At 52.9% G+C, this 15,426-nt stretch carries 13 protein-coding genes; 11 read left to right on the forward strand and 2 right to left on the reverse strand.

Translation table 11 applies throughout. The features are described from left to right. The first annotated feature begins 127 nt into the window (after nucleotides 1–127). The 4 genes from P6574_RS03870 (at nucleotide 128) to P6574_RS03885 (ending at nucleotide 3,167) form a co-directional block, all read left to right on the forward strand. Nucleotides 128–700, forward strand: a complete 573-nt coding sequence (locus P6574_RS03870) for a DUF2796 domain-containing protein (RefSeq protein ID WP_310619072.1) — start codon at nucleotides 128–130, stop codon at nucleotides 698–700. Nucleotides 701–709: 9 nt separating this feature from the next. Next, nucleotides 710–1,405, forward strand: coding sequence for an ABC transporter ATP-binding protein (locus P6574_RS03875; protein WP_310619073.1), 696 nt, complete (start codon nucleotides 710–712; stop codon nucleotides 1,403–1,405). Continuing rightward, nucleotides 1,402–2,613 (forward strand): ABC transporter permease, encoded by a 1,212-nt coding sequence (locus tag P6574_RS03880; RefSeq protein WP_310619074.1) that lies wholly within the window; start codon nucleotides 1,402–1,404, stop codon nucleotides 2,611–2,613. The genes P6574_RS03875 and P6574_RS03880 overlap by 4 nt, the downstream gene beginning before the upstream one ends. 128 nt (nucleotides 2,614–2,741) lie before the next feature. Continuing rightward, on the forward strand, nucleotides 2,742–3,167 hold the full coding sequence (locus tag P6574_RS03885; RefSeq protein WP_310619075.1) for a DUF3299 domain-containing protein: 426 nt from the start codon (nucleotides 2,742–2,744) through the stop codon (nucleotides 3,165–3,167). 175 nt (nucleotides 3,168–3,342) lie between these two features. Here the strand turns inward: P6574_RS03885 and P6574_RS03890 are convergent, their stop codons facing one another. Together P6574_RS03890 and P6574_RS03895 are read right to left on the reverse strand one after the other, a co-directional pair. After that, entirely contained in the window at nucleotides 3,343–3,927 is a 585-nt protein-coding gene (locus P6574_RS03890) for a class I SAM-dependent methyltransferase (protein WP_310619076.1), read from the reverse strand. Further along, nucleotides 3,918–4,817 (reverse strand): LysR family transcriptional regulator, encoded by a 900-nt coding sequence (locus tag P6574_RS03895; RefSeq protein WP_310619077.1) that lies wholly within the window; start codon nucleotides 4,815–4,817, stop codon nucleotides 3,918–3,920. The genes P6574_RS03890 and P6574_RS03895 overlap by 10 nt, the downstream gene beginning before the upstream one ends. Before the next feature lie 129 nt (nucleotides 4,818–4,946). On the opposite strand from P6574_RS03895, the gene P6574_RS03900 reads away from it, so the two are divergent. The 7 genes from P6574_RS03900 (at nucleotide 4,947) to mraY (ending at nucleotide 15,421) form a co-directional block, all read left to right on the forward strand. Beyond that, nucleotides 4,947–5,159, forward strand: coding sequence for a hypothetical protein (locus tag P6574_RS03900; protein ID WP_310619078.1), 213 nt, complete (start codon nucleotides 4,947–4,949; stop codon nucleotides 5,157–5,159). 527 nt (nucleotides 5,160–5,686) lie between these two features. After that, the gene (locus P6574_RS03905; RefSeq protein WP_310619079.1) at nucleotides 5,687–6,157 is read left to right on the forward strand and encodes a division/cell wall cluster transcriptional repressor MraZ; all 471 of its coding nucleotides are present in this window, start codon (nucleotides 5,687–5,689) and stop codon (nucleotides 6,155–6,157) included. Then, a complete protein-coding gene (gene rsmH, locus P6574_RS03910) occupies nucleotides 6,154–7,194 on the forward strand; it encodes a 16S rRNA (cytosine(1402)-N(4))-methyltransferase RsmH (RefSeq protein WP_405048072.1) in 1,041 nt (346 codons plus the stop codon). The genes P6574_RS03905 and rsmH overlap by 4 nt, the downstream gene beginning before the upstream one ends. Before the next feature lie 4 nt (nucleotides 7,195–7,198). Next, nucleotides 7,199–7,552: a cell division protein FtsL gene (gene ftsL, locus P6574_RS03915; protein ID WP_310619081.1), complete on the forward strand. Its 354-nt coding sequence runs from the start codon at nucleotides 7,199–7,201 to the stop codon at nucleotides 7,550–7,552. 9 nt (nucleotides 7,553–7,561) lie between these two features. Then, entirely contained in the window at nucleotides 7,562–9,268 is a 1,707-nt protein-coding gene (locus tag P6574_RS03920; RefSeq protein WP_310619082.1) for a peptidoglycan D,D-transpeptidase FtsI family protein, read from the forward strand. 91 nt (nucleotides 9,269–9,359) lie between these two features. Beyond that, entirely contained in the window at nucleotides 9,360–14,324 is a 4,965-nt protein-coding gene (locus P6574_RS03925; protein ID WP_310619083.1) for a UDP-N-acetylmuramoylalanyl-D-glutamyl-2,6-diaminopimelate--D-alanyl-D-alanine ligase, read from the forward strand. 11 nt (nucleotides 14,325–14,335) lie between these two features. Continuing rightward, entirely contained in the window at nucleotides 14,336–15,421 is a 1,086-nt protein-coding gene (gene mraY, locus P6574_RS03930) for a phospho-N-acetylmuramoyl-pentapeptide-transferase (RefSeq protein WP_310619084.1), read from the forward strand. Nucleotides 15,422–15,426 lie beyond the last annotated feature (5 nt).

Consider the following 15,426-nt stretch of genomic DNA (forward strand, 5'->3'; position numbering starts at 1 on the left):
AAATGAGAAACGAGCTCGTTAAGTCAATGGTCTTCAAGTCGCTTGACTTAGAGATGTTATGTAATAACATTACATTAAGAGCTGCTCGAATTTTGACGTTTATAAACCTTCTGAATATGGTGTTTTTATGCGACTAACCCCTATCGTATTATGTGCTGCTTTCTCCGTTTGCGTTTCTTCTGCCTTTGCTCAAGAAATAAGGCATGTTGATGCCCATGAGCATGGTCATGGCAAACTCAATATCTCCATTGATGGCAACAGTTTGCTACTGGAGCTAGAGGCTCCGGGGTATGATTTGGTTGGTTTCGAACATGAAGCGGAAACTGCCGAAGAAAAAACTGCCATGACAGATGCACTTGATAAGTTGAATAGCTTCAATGCGTTATTTGTCCTGCCTGAAGCCGCGCAGTGTAGCGTCGTTTCAGTGCAAACAAATTTAGTTGATGAAGAAGAGGAACTGGATCATGGTCACTCCTCAAATGGGGCCGAGCATGAAGAGCATCACGCAGAATTTTCTGCCCTTTATGAACTAACCTGCGCAAACATCGGGGAACTGACCCAAATCGAGTTCCCCTACTTTACAGAGTTTAAGAATGCTGAGGAACTGGAAGTGCAATTGGTGACGCCCTCTACAGCTCTAAAAGATGAAGTTAGCCGCAGCGCCCCCCTCCTTAAACTAGCGGCAGCGGCGCGGAACTAGGGGACGCAAGTGCATAGGGCAATTGAAATCCAGAATATTGAGTACGCATGGTCAGGTGCTCAGAAGTTTTCTCTACACATAGAAAACCTTGGAATTGATGTGGGTGAAACAGTGCTGCTGAGCGGGGCAAGTGGGGCAGGAAAGTCTACACTTCTCAATTTGATTTGCGGCATTATTCAGCCAAACCAAGGAGCTATAACGGTAGGTGGTGTAGACATCACGCGTCTCAAAGGAGCGAAAAGAGACAGGTTTCGAGCCGACCATATGGGTATCATCTTTCAGATGTTCAATTTGCTGCCCTATGCCTCTCCTCTTGATAATATTCTTTTACCGCTAAAGTTTGCCCCCGCGCGTGCAAAGTCGGTGAAAGACCCCAGAGCTGAGGCTCTGCGACTTACCAAGGCGCTGGGGCTGGATGGTCAACTGGTTACCGGTCAAAAAGCAGCAGAGCTGAGCATCGGGCAACAGCAACGGGTTGCTGCTGCTCGTGCGCTCATAGGGAAGCCCGCGTTGGTTATTGCGGATGAACCAACCTCCGCACTTGATGGCAACTCTCAAAAAGCCTTCATAGAAGTTTTGAGAGAGCAAGTTTCGAGTATTGGGTCCACGCTTTTAATGGTGAGTCACGACTTGCAACTGGCAAAGTATTTTAACCGCCGTATTGATCTGGAAGACTTAACCCAGTGTGCGGGAGAGTTGGCATGAGCTTATTGCGATTGGCGTGGCTGTCTCTATGGAACCGAAAGCTCACTGTTGGCCTCACGGTTCTATCCATCGCCCTGTCTGTGACCTTATTTTTGGGGGTGGAGAAAGTTCGGGTGGGGGCGAAAAGTAGTTTTACGGACACGATTTCTGGAACCGATTTAATCGTTGGGGCAAGAACGGGCAGTGTGCAGCTGTTGCTTTACTCAGTATTTCGCATTGGAAATGCCACCAACAACATCACGTGGCAAAGCTATCAGGATATCGCAAACCGTAGGGAAGTGGACTGGATGGTTCCCATGTCACTTGGCGATAGCCATCGTGGTTTTCGGGTGATGGGAACAACAGCAGACTTTTTCAAGCACTACAAATATCGTGGGAAGCAAAGCTTCGCCTTCGCGTCGGGGAGTGTCGTTGACGGGTTGAATGGGGCCGTTGTTGGCGCGGATGTAGCAAAGCAGCTGGGCTATACCATTGGCCAAAAGATTATTGTTAGCCATGGACTAAAGTCCTTTATAGATCATGATGACAATCCGTTTAGGGTGACAGGTATTCTTAAGAAAACGGGAACACCAGTAGACAGAACGGTTATTGTCAGCTTGGAGGCCATTGACGCCATACATTCGCAAGGCGGACACAGTGCCTACAACTCTCAGCCGACTTCCGTGACTGCGGCCCTTGTTGGGGTTAAATCGCGGCTGCAAATATTCAAGCTGCAAAGATGGATTAATGAATATTCTGAGGAGCCGCTTCTTGCCATTATCCCCGGTGTGGCCCTCAGCGAGTTATGGACCATTATGAATACTGCCGAAAAGGCAATCATCGGCGTTTCACTTATGGTCATAGCTACAGCATTCCTTGGGATGGTCGCGATGATCTTTTCCAGCTTGAATGAGAGGCGCCGCGAGATGGCAACCTTACGAGCTGTAGGTGCTCGGCCACGAACAATTATAGTGTTGTTGAGTGCGGAAGCTGCTCTCATGAGTTTGTTTGCTTCCCTGCTGGGTCTAGGGTTCTTCTATATCGCCCTTTTGGCAGCTCGCTCCTACATAGACACACAGTTCGGCATCTATCTGGAAGTTGGTCCTCCTACACTTCAAGATCTGAAGTTTCTAGGCTTTGTTATTATAATCGGTACGCTGGCCGGTTTGGCTCCGGCTCTTCGTGCCTACAGGGTGTCTCTGGCAGATGGCATGCGTGTCAGGGCGTAGCCCATTACAAGTGGTTCTGAACTATTAGAATGAGTGGAGTGAAAATGTTAAGCAGACGGCTATTTTTATCGGGGCTTGCCGTAAGTGGTCTTCTTCCGCCCTTGACAAAAGCGCAAGCGGAGGAGGTGTTGGAATTATACTGGGAGGATCTGGAGCCCGCAGAGGGGGAGGGCATTATTGTTGGTGATCCCAATGGTGCACAAAATGAGCAGTTTAGTGAGAATGCCAATGGTTTCAGCCAGTCTCTGACTTATTCTTTGACGGATAAGTTTAATGATAAACTGGTCCGCTTGCCCGGGTTTGTGATCCCTCTGGACTTTGAATCCACACGGATATCGACTTTTATTCTCGCGCCGTTTGTAGGAGCCTGCATTCACATGCCGCCGCCGCCGCCCAACCAGCTTGTCTTGGTAAATGCGAAACAGCCCTATGCAACAGAAGGGTTCTTTGAACCTGTTTATGTGACAGGCCGGTTTAAGCTGACTGCAACAGATACTGATCTGGCTCAAATCGGATACACACTGACAGCCGATAAAATCGAGCCCTATGAGTGACGGGGAGTTGTCGCCCTTATGTTTTTTGACAGCGTTATGGGTGAACTGGCTCGGAAGGAGTGGAGATAGGTCTGGCGAAGGAGCGTTGGATTTCAACGTGGATGCGTTCACCTGTACTTGAGAAGAGCAGGGAGCATTCTACGCACCTTTAACCGTGAAGCATCAAAGCTTGACGTTACTTCCGGCGTGCAATGACGGTGTAGGTGTGCCAGTGCTTGCGGTCTCCTGTAATAGTTGCTCCATCTTCATTACGTTCTGAGAGTTTCACGATGTCAAACTGGCTGAAGAGCTTATTGATCTCTTGAAGGTTCACTGCAAAGCCACGGTGGAACTGCTTTCCCAGCCAGCTGTCTTTTTGACCTAGGAAATTGCAGCTGATTACCCCTTTGGGTTCGAGAGATTTAAGGATTTTATCCCAGAAAATTTCGAAGGTATATCGGGGGCAAAAGAACAGGCTGGAATGGGCTAGAATTAAACTTGCCTGCGGGGGCTCGTAGGTTTCAAAACTCGCGTGCGAGATGGTGACTGAATTGTCGTCCGCGAAGCGGTGCTTGCACACATCGACAGTTGCAACATCACTATCAAAACCGAAGGTCTGATAACCTTGCTCCCTGAGGTAGGCAATATCCCGGCCTGCTCCGCATCCACAATCTATCGCTGTACGAGTGGGGGATTGGTTGGCTTTCACTGCCAACTCTGTTTCAGGTCGGTGCGGAAGTGAGGTCGTTGAGGAAAGGTACGGGCCCCAGTCTATGTCCATTGGCGCAGGTCACTCTTTGCTTTACGTTGGATAAAATCTCTCAGGCTACGCACTCTAGCCGGTATCAGTTTCCTATGAGTTGTCACGAGATAAAGTGGTTGAGGCTTAACGGTCTCATACTCCAGCACTCTCACAAGCTTCCCCTCCCTGATTGCAGGCGCAATGAGGTTTTTGGGGGTACGGCAAATGCCAAGGCCAAGAATGGCGGAATCTACAATCGCACGCAGGCTGTGAAGGGCCAGACGATGCTGAACCGCAACTTTCCTGTCTTTTCCAGCGCCCTCAAAGATCCATAGCTCCTCACTATCCATCCCTATGGTGTCGAACTGGGCAAGCTCACCTGCATTTTGCGGGGTTCCGACACGAGATAGATAGTCAGGGGCTGCTGCGATCCAGTAGGACTTTTCCAAAAGTTTACGTTGGACCAGCTCTGGTGCCTGAGGGGAGTTGAGTGTGATGCCAAGATCAATGCGGCTGGAGATATGATCTTGCTCGGAGTAGGTGAAGGCCACCTCTATACGTACTTTCGGGTGAAGCTGCATGAACTCGCAAATCCAAGCATGAACCTGCGAAATATAAAGGGTCTCAGGGCAAGAGAAGCGAATTTTTCCGGAAAGGTCGTATTCCTCATCCTGTAATACGGCAAGGTCTTCATCCAGCTGTTCCAGTAGAGGGCTGAGCTTGGAATAATAACGTTCGCCCTCGGCAGTCAATCGGAACTGTTTGGAGTTGCGGTGGATCAATTTTGACCCCAGTTCATCCTCCAGCTGTGTCAGGCTGCGTGACATGGTGGCGGGTGAGACCTTTAAAACACTTGCGGTCTTCGCCAGACTTCCCAGCTTTACAGCTAAGTAGAAGCGATGGAGTGAGTTTAGGTCTAATGATTTCATATTTGAAATATTAACTTACGATGTTGTGTCTATGAACGACAGATGCGAATGATTAAATCCCATGACAGGATAGAAGTAAATGAGGTTTAGCGCATGAAACGAATTCCGCTCAAATATAAGAAATACATAATGACCGCTGGTATGCTGACGGTCATGATAACCGGTATGTCGGCAATTATGGTTGGCCTTAATCTGGCGCAAGGTGCTTCCTTTCTGCCCTTGTGGTGGGAGGGAATCAAAAAAGTCGCCCCCTTTGCGATCATATTGGGTGTATGCGCCTCTACGTTTCTAGATTGGATCATCGATCGCTACCTTATCGAGTGCGGTTCTCAAGGGAGATGACAACTGAACGAGAGGCAAGCAGGGCCTGAATAGGGAGGCTTGGGCCATTTGAGGGGCATATTATCGCGTGATTGGGGCTCTCTGGGATTCTCTGGGAAATTGCCCCACACACCCGTCAAATCCCATAGATCTGTAAAATTTTAGCAAATTTTCACCGAAGTTTACGTAATAAAAATACGAAGAAAATCTCACCTTAAAGGCGATGTTACCCGTAGGTTTCAACCGCTATCCCCACGATTTATCCAAATAGTAAGATAACATAAATCTTTGTATTACAAGGATAAAATCCCATCATGGCTATATTGAAACCCATGCAATTCCCTTTGCGGCACCCTTGCAAAACTTAACCAGCCGAAATGGGGGCATTTTATTGACGTCCCATGCTGTCCCATGTTATCCCATAGTATCCCGTAGAAATCCGATTTGTTTCGATCGGTTCAACGCGTGGGTGGGGAATAGCATTCTAGTCTTGTAATTTTTTGAAAGAACGGCGCGCCCATTCGGGCTGCACGCGCATCGAGGGACTTATGTCAGGCTTCGTATCGCACTACACCAATCGGGTGGATGCCAAGGGACGTGTTTCGATCCCTGCACCTTTCCGTGCGGCGTTGGCGAAGGACGGATTTGAGGGGCTTTACTGCTTTCCCTCTCCGTTTCAAGAAGCTGTCGATGCGGGCGGGCACGGTCTCGTGGGTGAAATTCAAAAGAAACTCGACGGATTTTCAACGCTGTCTCTGGAGTATGATGCTCTGTCCACCGCGCTGTTTGGAGCTAGTGAAACCTTGAAGGTGGATCGGGACGGGCGCGTGGTTCTGTCCGATATGGTTCGTGCACATACAGGCATTGATCAGGAGGTCACATTTGTAGGGCAGGGGTTCAAATTTCAGATTTGGGCACCTGAAAAGTTTAAGGCGCACCGCGAAGAAGCAATGAAGCGGGCACTTGCAGTTCTGTCAGGCGGCGGAGCTGCCGGAATGAACACAGAAGGACCGGAGTGATGACAGGTAGCGACAATGGAACATCCAATGGCGCTGGCGGACCAACCCGTCACATTCCTGTTCTTCTGGACCGGGTTGTGGCAGCAATGGATGCCATGCCGGGAGAGGTTATAGTTGACGGGACCTTTGGTGCTGGTGGTTATACCTCAAGGTTTTTACAAGCTGGCAGCACTGTTGTTGCCATTGACCGCGATCCCGATGCAATTGCCGGTGGTCAACCTCTCCTAAAAGAATCAGATGGTAAACTGAAGCTTGTGCACGGGCAGTTTGTTGATCTGGATGCCCATGCCCGTGATCTTGGCTTTGAGGGCGTGGACGGCGTTGTGATGGACTTGGGTGTTTCCTCCATGCAGCTGGACCAGCCGGAGCGGGGCTTTTCGTTCCGCGGTGACGGGCCTTTGGATATGCGTATGGAGCAGGCGGGGCCAAGTGCTGCAGATGTAGTCAACCAGATGGAACGCAAAGACCTGACCCGTATTATCGGCTTGCTTGGCGAGGAAAAGCGGGCCTCCGCAGTTTCCGCGGCTATTTGCCGGGCGCGAGAGGAAAAGCCGTTCGAGCGTACGCTGGAGCTGGCCAAGGTGGTGGAAAAGGTTGTGGGGCGTAACCCCAAGAAACCGGGTATCCACCCTGCAACCAGAACGTTTCAGGCTCTGCGCATTTATGTGAACGGGGAATTGCATCAGGCAGCGGGCGCGCTGGCGGCAGCGGAGCGAATTCTTAAGCCCGGTGGCCGTCTTGTGGTGGTGACGTTCCATAGTCTTGAAGATCGTATCGTGAAGCGTTTTCTGGCAGACCGGACCAAGACCCGTGGGGGCGGGTCGCGGCATATGCCCGAGGTGGATGTGCCACCGGCCACATTTGAATATGTGGTGAAGGGTAATCAAGATGCCAGCGACGAGGAAGTTGCAGGAAATCCGAGAGCGCGCTCTGCCCGATTGCGGGCGGCACGCAGGTTGGAGGCTCCTGCACGGGAATTGGATATTCATGGGGCAGGCGTTCCGCGTCTGGCGGCGTTCGAAGGGTTGGGAGGCTGACGTTTTGCTGCGTATTATTAACGTTGTCTTTTTGCTTGCGGTTATTGTGGGGGCCGTTGCCGTATACGACATTAAAATGTCGGCGGAGCACCTGACGGAACGTGTTGCGCAGCTTAAACGAGACATCCAGAAAGAGCGCGATGATATCCAGTGGTACCGCGCACAGTGGAGCGCTTTGAACCAGCCCTCCCGTTTGCAAGGTGTGGTTGATCGCTACAACACCTATCTTCAGCTTGAGCCTTTGAGTGCCGAGAAAATTACAACCGTTGAAGCGCTTCCTGTGAAGCCTGTTCTGCTGGAGCCGGTTGCGGCGGACAGCATGGGTGGCTACGCGGGCAAGCTTCCCGATATTCAATAGGAGCTTTTCATGGATTTGCCTAAAAGCCCTTCCAATCGGTATGCGTCGCACTTTTCTCAAGGGGGAAACCCGGTGGCGGGGCGTGGTCCTTCCAAATCTCGCATTTTCATTGCCATGCTGGCATTTTCTGTTGTCTTTGTAGCGATTGCTGGTCGGCTGGTGGTTTTGGGGTTGCAGCCCCCCGAAACAGGCGAGTCCTATGCGTCTTCCCAATCCAATTTGCAGGCGTCGCGTCCGGATATTCTAGACCGGAATGGCGAAATTCTTGCCACAGACATCAAAAGCGCCTCCCTTTATGCCGAGCCGCGCAAAATTCCGGATGCGGATGAGGTGTTTGAGGGGCTGGTTTCCGTATTGCCGGAGCTGGATACACCCAAGATAGAGGCCCGCTTAAAGAGTAATGCTGGCTTTATCTGGCTGAAGCGTGAAATTTCTGTTGCGCAGCGCGAGGAGATCCATCAGCTTGGCTTGCCGGGCGTGGGCTTTACAGAAGGGCGCAAACGCTTTTATCCCGGTGGCCGCACCGCTGGCCATATTCTTGGTACTGTGGATGTGGATGGCAAAGGTATTTCCGGTATCGAGAAATACATTGACGGTGCGTGGCTGAAAGACCTGCGCGAGTTGGGATTTGCCACCGATACCTCTTTGGAACCTGTTCGGCTTTCCATGGATTTGCGGGTGCAGTATGCGGTGCGGGACGAGCTGGAGCGGGCGCTTGAGCTTTACAAGGCAAAGGCTGCTGTTGGTATTGTGCTGAAGGCGAACAGCGGCGAAGTGATCGCCATGTCGTCTTTGCCCGATTATGATCCCAATGACCGTCAAGAGGCGTTGAGACCTGATCGCCTGAACAGGGCAACCGCCGGTGTTTTCGAGATGGGCTCCGTGTTCAAGGGGATTACGGTGGCAATGGCGCTTGATAGCGGCAAAGTGTCAATAGATGACAGCTTTGACGCCACCAAACCTATTCGGGTCTCCGGCAAAACCATCAATGATTTTCACGGCAAACGGCGGGTTCTGTCTGTTCCGGAAATCTTCGTGTTTTCCTCCAATATCGGCACCGCACGGATGATGCTTGCGGCAGGAGTGGAAGCGCAAAAGGACTTTTTGACACGGCTGGGCATGACGAGGCCTCTGGATACAGAAATTCCCGAGAGGGCGCGGCCCCTGATGCCGCCAAAGTGGAATGAACTGGCTGCCATGACCATTTCCTTCGGTCACGGGATCTCTGTAACCCCAATGCATACGGCAACGGCGGCAGCGGCACTGGTGAATGGCGGGCAGCTCATCAACCCTACATTCTTTCCCCGCACGCAAGAGCAGGCGCAGAAGGTGGCAACACGGGCGGTTTCCAAAGAAACCAGTGATGCGATTCGCTATTTAAACCGCTTAAATGTGCTGAAGGGGTCTGGTCGTAAGGCAGCTGTTCCCGGGTATGATGTGGGCGGAAAAACGGGGACCGCTCAAAAAGTGGTTAACGGTAAATATGTGGAGGGACTTTACCTTAACAGTTTCCTTTCCGCATTCCCTATGGCAGACCCTGAATACGTCGTGCTGATTTCGCTTGATGAGCCGCAAAAACTGGAGGGGCAGAACTACGCCACTGCCGGTTGGAATGCTGTTCCAACGACTGCTGCTGTCATTCGCAGAATTGCGCCAATGCTTGGGGTGAAGCCTAACTTTGCCGAGGACGGAGAAACGATCGCCGTGAAATTTTAGCGGCGTGAAAATTTTGGGGAAAGTCGGTTGCTGCGCCCATGAAGAGCGCGGACGCCATATTGAAGACTTATAGGCCGGACATATCAACGCCATGCTGTTAAAAGATGTAATTGAAACCGCCGTTCAGCCAGAAAATGGCGATAAAGTTGATATTCTTGGCCTTACCGCTGACAGTCGGGCTGTTGAGCCGGGCTTTTTGTTTGCTGCCCTGAAAGGTTCGCGGGTCGACGGCCTCCAGTTCATAGCTCAGGCTGTTGAGGCTGGTGCCGCTGCAATTTTGGTGGATGCGGACAAGGTCAACGATCAGGTTGTGAAAGACGCAGGTGAGGCTGTTCTGGTTGCCTCTCATGATGCGCGCCGTGAGCTGGCCTATATGGCTGCCCGCTTTGCTGTTCACCAGCCGGAAAATATGGTGGCAGTGACCGGAACCAGTGGGAAAACCTCCGTTGCTGTTTTTGTGCGCCAAATCTACGAGTTTGCCGGAGTACACGGGGCAAGTCTTGGAACCATCGGCACTGTTACATCAGCCGGCCAGAGTTATGGCGGGCTGACGACACCCGATCCGGTCACCTTGCACCGCGATCTGGCACAACTGGCCAATGACGGTGTCACCCATGCGGCGATGGAAGCTTCCAGCCATGGCCTTGACCAGTTCCGTCTGGATGGCGTGAACCTTATGGCGGCAGGCTTTACCAATCTTGGCCGCGACCATATGGATTACCACGAAACGGTTGAGGACTATTTTCAGGCAAAACTGAGGCTGTTCTCGGAACTGCTGCCGGAAGGGGCGGCTGTTGTGGTGGATCCTGATACCCCGTTTGCCGATCGTATTTTGGAAGTGGCCGGTGAACGGGGGCTTATTCCGTTCACCGTTGGCCCCAATGGTGATAACCTGCGCCTGCTTTCTGTAGTGCCAGACGGGTTTAGTCAGGTTCTGGGCGTTGAGACGGTGGAAGGGGTTTACACCATTGTCCTGCCGTTGGCCGGAGATTTCCAGGTATCGAACGCTTTGATCGCAGCAGGACTTGCGATCGCATCGGGCATCAAGACATCGCTCGCCATGAGAGCGCTTGAACATTTGACCGGCGCGCCGGGGCGGATTGAGTACGTGGGTTCGAAATATAACGGTGCTTTGGCGTTTGTGGATTACGCCCATAAGCCAGATGCCCTTGAAAATGTTCTTGCAGCTCTACGCCCGTTTACCCAAGGGCGCTTGATTTGCGTTATGGGGTGCGGCGGAGACAGGGATGCGGGCAAACGCCCGTTGATGGGAGCAGCTGCTGCAAACCTTGCTGATGTGACCATCGTAACCGACGATAATCCGCGCTCGGAAGACCCTGAAGCCATTCGCGCTCAAATTCTGGATGCTTGCCCTGCTGCCATCGAAATTGGTGATCGGGGGCAGGCGATTGCCCGCGCCGTGGAAATGATGGTCGGCGGTGATGTTCTTTGCGTGGCTGGCAAAGGGCATGAGACAGGCCAGATTGTTGGCGATGAAGTCCTTCCTTTTTCCGACCATGAAGAGCTGAAGCGGGCCTTGTTGCAGGCGGAACAGGAAAACGCGCTTTCCCAAGTCACTGGAGCAAAGAATGGGGCAGTGGCAGATGGTGCGCTTGTTGACCTTGACGGGCTGGTGGAAGAACTGGATTTGGGGGAACTTTCAGGAGCGGAAAGCGACAAGGGCGATGAGCTTGAAGACAATGGCTTGCTTGCTGAGCCGCTGAGTGAAGAGACGGCAGCAGGCACTCCTAAGGAGCAGCCAGTAAAAGAATTGGAACGGGATGTTCCCTCCCTTGAAGAGCTAACGGTTGCAGTTGAAAGACTGGCCATGGAAGCTGCGATGGAAGCGGGAGAGTCTACCAGTTTTGCGCCGCCTGAACCTGAAGCGGAGGAGGGTGAAGAAGCTTCTCAGTCCCCCGAACAAGCCCTAGAAGAACTTCGAGCGGTTGAGGATGAGGCGTCTTCTGAAGTCGTGTTGTCACTGGAAGAAAGCCTTGAGCTGAGCGTTGGTGATATTTTGGGTGAGGAAGGCGATATTGAACAGGAAGTGTCGTCAAACGATGACGAGCCGGAACAGGAAGTGCCTGAAACTACTTCCCAAGAGCACGCGCTCACATCTGACTTGCAAGGTGAGCCTGTAAAGCAAGACGCTGCACCTGAACAAGAGGTTGCTGCGGAAGGTGATACGCGGGAGCAGGAAAAGCCTAAGAGTGAGGCCTCTGACGAGAAACACAACTCCAGTGATCTTACCCATATTTTGCAGGATATGAGCGAAGACCTGAAAGCCTCCGAGGAGCTGTTGGCTGACAGTTTGAGGGAGCTGGACGAGCTGATCCAAGGCAGTGAAAAGAAGGACGAGCCTGTCTCACTCATAGAAACGCCAGCGGATGCGGAGAATAGCGAGGATGCTCCTGCTGATCCAGTGCCTGAAATTTCTTCGGAAATTAAAGGTGAGTTCCTTGAACTTGACCTTCGCGATGTTGCCGTTGAAGTTTCAGAGCCAGAGCCAGAGCCAGAGCCAGAGCCAGAGCCAGAGCCAGAGCCAGAGCCAGAGCCAGAGCCAGAGCCAGAGCCAGAGCCAAAAGTGGATCTGGACTTCGATGCGGGCCTTGAGGCGGTTTTGGATGAACTGGCGGGTGCAGGGTTAGAAACTGCTGATATTGCGCAAGAAGTTCTTGCAAGCGAAGCTGACCAAGATACGTCTTCCGAAGCCGAAGCCGAAGCCGAAGCCGAAGCCGAAGCCGAAGCCGAAGCCGAAGCCGAAGCCGAAGCCGAAGCCGAAGCCGAAGCCGAAGCCGAAGCCGAAGCCGAAGCCGAAGCCGAAGCCGAAGCCGAAGCCGAAGCCGAAGCCGAAGCCGAAGCCGAAGCCGAAGCCGAAGCCGAAGCCGAAGCCGAAGCCGAAGCCGAAGCCGAAGCCGAAGCCGAAGCCGAAGCCGAAGCCGAAGCCGAAGCCGAAGCCGAAGCCGAAGCCGAAGCCGAAGCCGAAGCCGAAGCCGAAGCCGAAGCCGAAGCCGAAGCCGAAGCCGAAGCCGAAGCCGAAGCCGAAGCCGAAGCCGAAGCCGAAGCCGAAGCCGAAGCCGAAGCCGAAGCCGAAGCCGAAGCCGAAGCCGAAGCCGAAGCCGAAGCCGAAGCCGAAGCCGAAGCCGAAGCCGAAGCCGAAGCCGAAGCCGAAGCCGAAGCCGAAGCCGAAGCCGAAGCCGAAGCCGAAGCCGAAGCCGAAGCCGAAGCCGAAGCCGAAGCCGAAGCCGAAGCCGAAGCCGAAGCCGATATTGTTGAGAATGCGGACGAGGAAACGCCGTTAGACCAAGAGCATTCAACCGAGGATGCGCCGGAGCTTGCTGGTGAAGAAGAAAGTCTTGCAGCGGAAGAGGCTGATGAAGAGCCTCTAGTTGAAGATGAGGTGCCAGCTGAAGACGATCTTCCCGCTGAGGACGAGGTTCTTGCTGAAGAGGAGAATCCTGCTGAGGAGGAGGCTGTTGTAGAGGCTGATCCAGAGCCGACCCCAAGGCCTTCCTTTGAAACCAGCTTCGGGATTAAGCCAATTGTTCTTCCGCTTCCGCCAAGGGATGAAAATGTCGCTCCGGAATTGCTCAATGCACAGCTTGCGCAAGACGAGCCGGAAGGGGCTGACACTGCTCTTTGGACTTTGAAAGACTTTGCCGTGGCCATTGGCGGTGAGCTGAGAGGTACACCTAGCCAGATCATTAACGGAATTTCCATTGACAGCCGCAGTGTGGGAGAAGGGGATGCCTTCTTCGCAATTGCCGGAGACCGCTTTGACGGGCATGACTTTGCCAATGCGGCCCTTGAGCAGGGAGCGGCTATTGCCGTTGTGGATGAAGCGCACTCGGATATCCTTCAATATAGCGGCGCTTACCTGATTGTGGAAGACGTGCTGCGGGCGCTGGAGCGGCTGGGTGTCGCTGCGCGTGAGCGCACCAATGCCCGTGTAATTGCTGTGACTGGTTCCGTTGGTAAGACGGGTACCAAAGAAGCTTTGCGTCTGGCGCTTTCTGCCTCAGGCAAAGCCCATGCGCCGGTTGCTTCCTTCAATAACCACTGGGGCGTTCCTTTAACTCTGGCCCGCATGCCTGCGGATACGGATTTCGGCATCTTTGAAATTGGAATGAACCACTCTGGCGAAATTACACCGCTGACCAAGATGGTGCGCCCGCATGTGGCGATTATTACCACTGTGGAGCCGGTGCACCTTGCCGCCTTTGATTCCGTTGAGCAGATCGCCAAGGCCAAAGCGGAGATCTTCAAAGGACTGGAGCCGGGCGGTGTTGCCATTTTGAACCGAGACAACCGGCAATATGATTTGCTTCGGTATCTGGCAAGCGTTGAGGGTATCAAGCGCGTCGTCACGTTCGGCTTTGGCAGTGGGGCCGACAGCCACGCTGGCAAAATTGCCGAAAACCAGGAGGGAAGCTGCCTGACAGCAACCGTTTTGGGCCATGAAATTACCTATAAGATCGGCGCTCCCGGGGCGCACCATGTGATCAATTCCCTTGCCGTTCTGGCAGGTGTTCAAGCGCTGGGGGCAGATCTTGCACTTGGTGCGCTGGCTCTTGCAGAAATGCGGGCTCCAAAAGGGCGGGGCCAAAGCTACCAGCTTCAACTGGCTGGGGGTTCGGCAACGCTTTTTGATGAAAGCTATAATGCCAATCCTGCGAGTATGAAAGCGGCGCTGGAACTGCTGGGCGCACAGGTGCCCGAGCGGCGTGGACGCAAAATTGCAGTCCTTGGGGACATGTTGGAGCTGGGGGATAAATCCGCCCGCTTCCATGTAAATTTACTGCGTGAAATTACGCAGTCAAAAGTCGACTGCGTTTATTGTGTGGGTACACACATGGAGAGACTGTGGGAACGCTTGCCTGACAGCCTGCGCGGAGCTTATGCACAAACGTCACAGGACTTGCGCGAGCGGCTGCTGGCCGACGTTCGTCCCAACGATATTGTTATGATTAAGGGATCACTTGGAACACGGATGGGGCCACTCGTGGACGCCTTGAAACAGAAATTTCCCAGTGAGGTAAAGCCGGAAACGGCTTGAGGACTTTTTGAATGCTATACTTTCTCGGGGAACTTGCGGATCAGTTCTCGGCACTAAACATTTTTCGCTACATAACGTTTCGCACAGGCGGCGCGATTATGACGGCGCTTCTATTCGTGTTTCTTTTTGGGCCGAAAATCATCTCTGCTCTGAGCCTTCGCCAAAATGGTGGTCAGCCAATACGCGAAGATGGGCCTGAGAGCCATTTGCTGACCAAAAAGGGTACGCCGACCATGGGCGGGCTCATGATTATGTCCGGCATGATCGTGGCGACTCTTCTTTGGGCAAACCTTGCAAATCCTTACACATGGATTGTACTGGGTGTGACCATCGGGTTTGGCATGATCGGCTTTTACGATGATTATCTTAAGGTGAGCCGTTCTTCCCATAAGGGGTTTAGCGGTAAAACGCGCCTTGCTCTGGAGTTTGCCATTGCTGGGGGCGCTGCCTATGCGGTGACTTTGCTGGATGCGCAACCGTTCTCAACGTCCATCGGCTTTCCGTTCTTCAAACAGCTGACCATCAACTTCGGTATTTTCTTCGTGCCCTTCGCCGCCTTCGTGGTGGTGGGCGCAGGCAATGCGGTGAATCTGACCGATGGTCTGGACGGCCTTGCCATTGTACCGGTAATGATTGCCGCTGCCTCCTTTGCCTTGATTGCATACCTCACGGGTAACGCCGTGTTTGCGGACTATCTGCAAATTCACCATGTGCCGGGAACGGGAGAGCTGGCTGTTATCTGCGGTGCTGTCATTGGCGCAGGGCTTGGCTTCTTGTGGTTCAATGCGCCGCCCGCCGCCATCTTCATGGGTGATACTGGATCTCTTGCCCTTGGTGGCATGCTGGGTGCCATTGCAGTTGCCACAAAACATGAAGTTGTTCTGGCAATTGTTGGCGGCCTGTTTGTTCTGGAAGCTGTTTCGGTGATTGTTCAGGTGGCCTCCTTCAAGCTCACTGGCAAGAGGGTGTTTAAAATGGCACCGATCCATCACCATTTCGAGCATTTGGGCTGGACTGAATCGCAAGTTGTGATCCGCTTCTGGATCATTGCTGTGGTGCTGGCTCTCATCGGGCTTGCAACCTTGAAACTGCGCTAGGGGGC

The sequence above is a fragment of the Pseudovibrio sp. M1P-2-3 genome, assembly GCF_031501865.1.
Lineage (GTDB): Bacteria > Pseudomonadota > Alphaproteobacteria > Rhizobiales > Stappiaceae > Pseudovibrio > Pseudovibrio corallicola.

Coding starts and splice junctions, on each gene's coding strand:
- P6574_RS03870 (WP_310619072.1), top strand. CDS start 128: ATGCGACTAACCCCTATCGTATTATGTGCTGCTTTCTCCGTTTGCGTT.
- P6574_RS03880 (WP_310619074.1), top strand. CDS start 1,402: ATGAGCTTATTGCGATTGGCGTGGCTGTCTCTATGGAACCGAAAGCTC.
- P6574_RS03890 (WP_310619076.1), bottom strand. CDS start 3,927: ATGGACATAGACTGGGGCCCGTACCTTTCCTCAACGACCTCACTTCCG.
- P6574_RS03895 (WP_310619077.1), bottom strand. CDS start 4,817: ATGAAATCATTAGACCTAAACTCACTCCATCGCTTCTACTTAGCTGTA.
- P6574_RS03900 (WP_310619078.1), top strand. CDS start 4,947: ATGACCGCTGGTATGCTGACGGTCATGATAACCGGTATGTCGGCAATT.
- P6574_RS03905 (WP_310619079.1), top strand. CDS start 5,687: ATGTCAGGCTTCGTATCGCACTACACCAATCGGGTGGATGCCAAGGGA.
- P6574_RS03920 (WP_310619082.1), top strand. CDS start 7,562: ATGGATTTGCCTAAAAGCCCTTCCAATCGGTATGCGTCGCACTTTTCT.
- P6574_RS03925 (WP_310619083.1), top strand. CDS start 9,360: ATGCTGTTAAAAGATGTAATTGAAACCGCCGTTCAGCCAGAAAATGGC.
- mraY (WP_310619084.1), top strand. CDS start 14,336: ATGCTATACTTTCTCGGGGAACTTGCGGATCAGTTCTCGGCACTAAAC.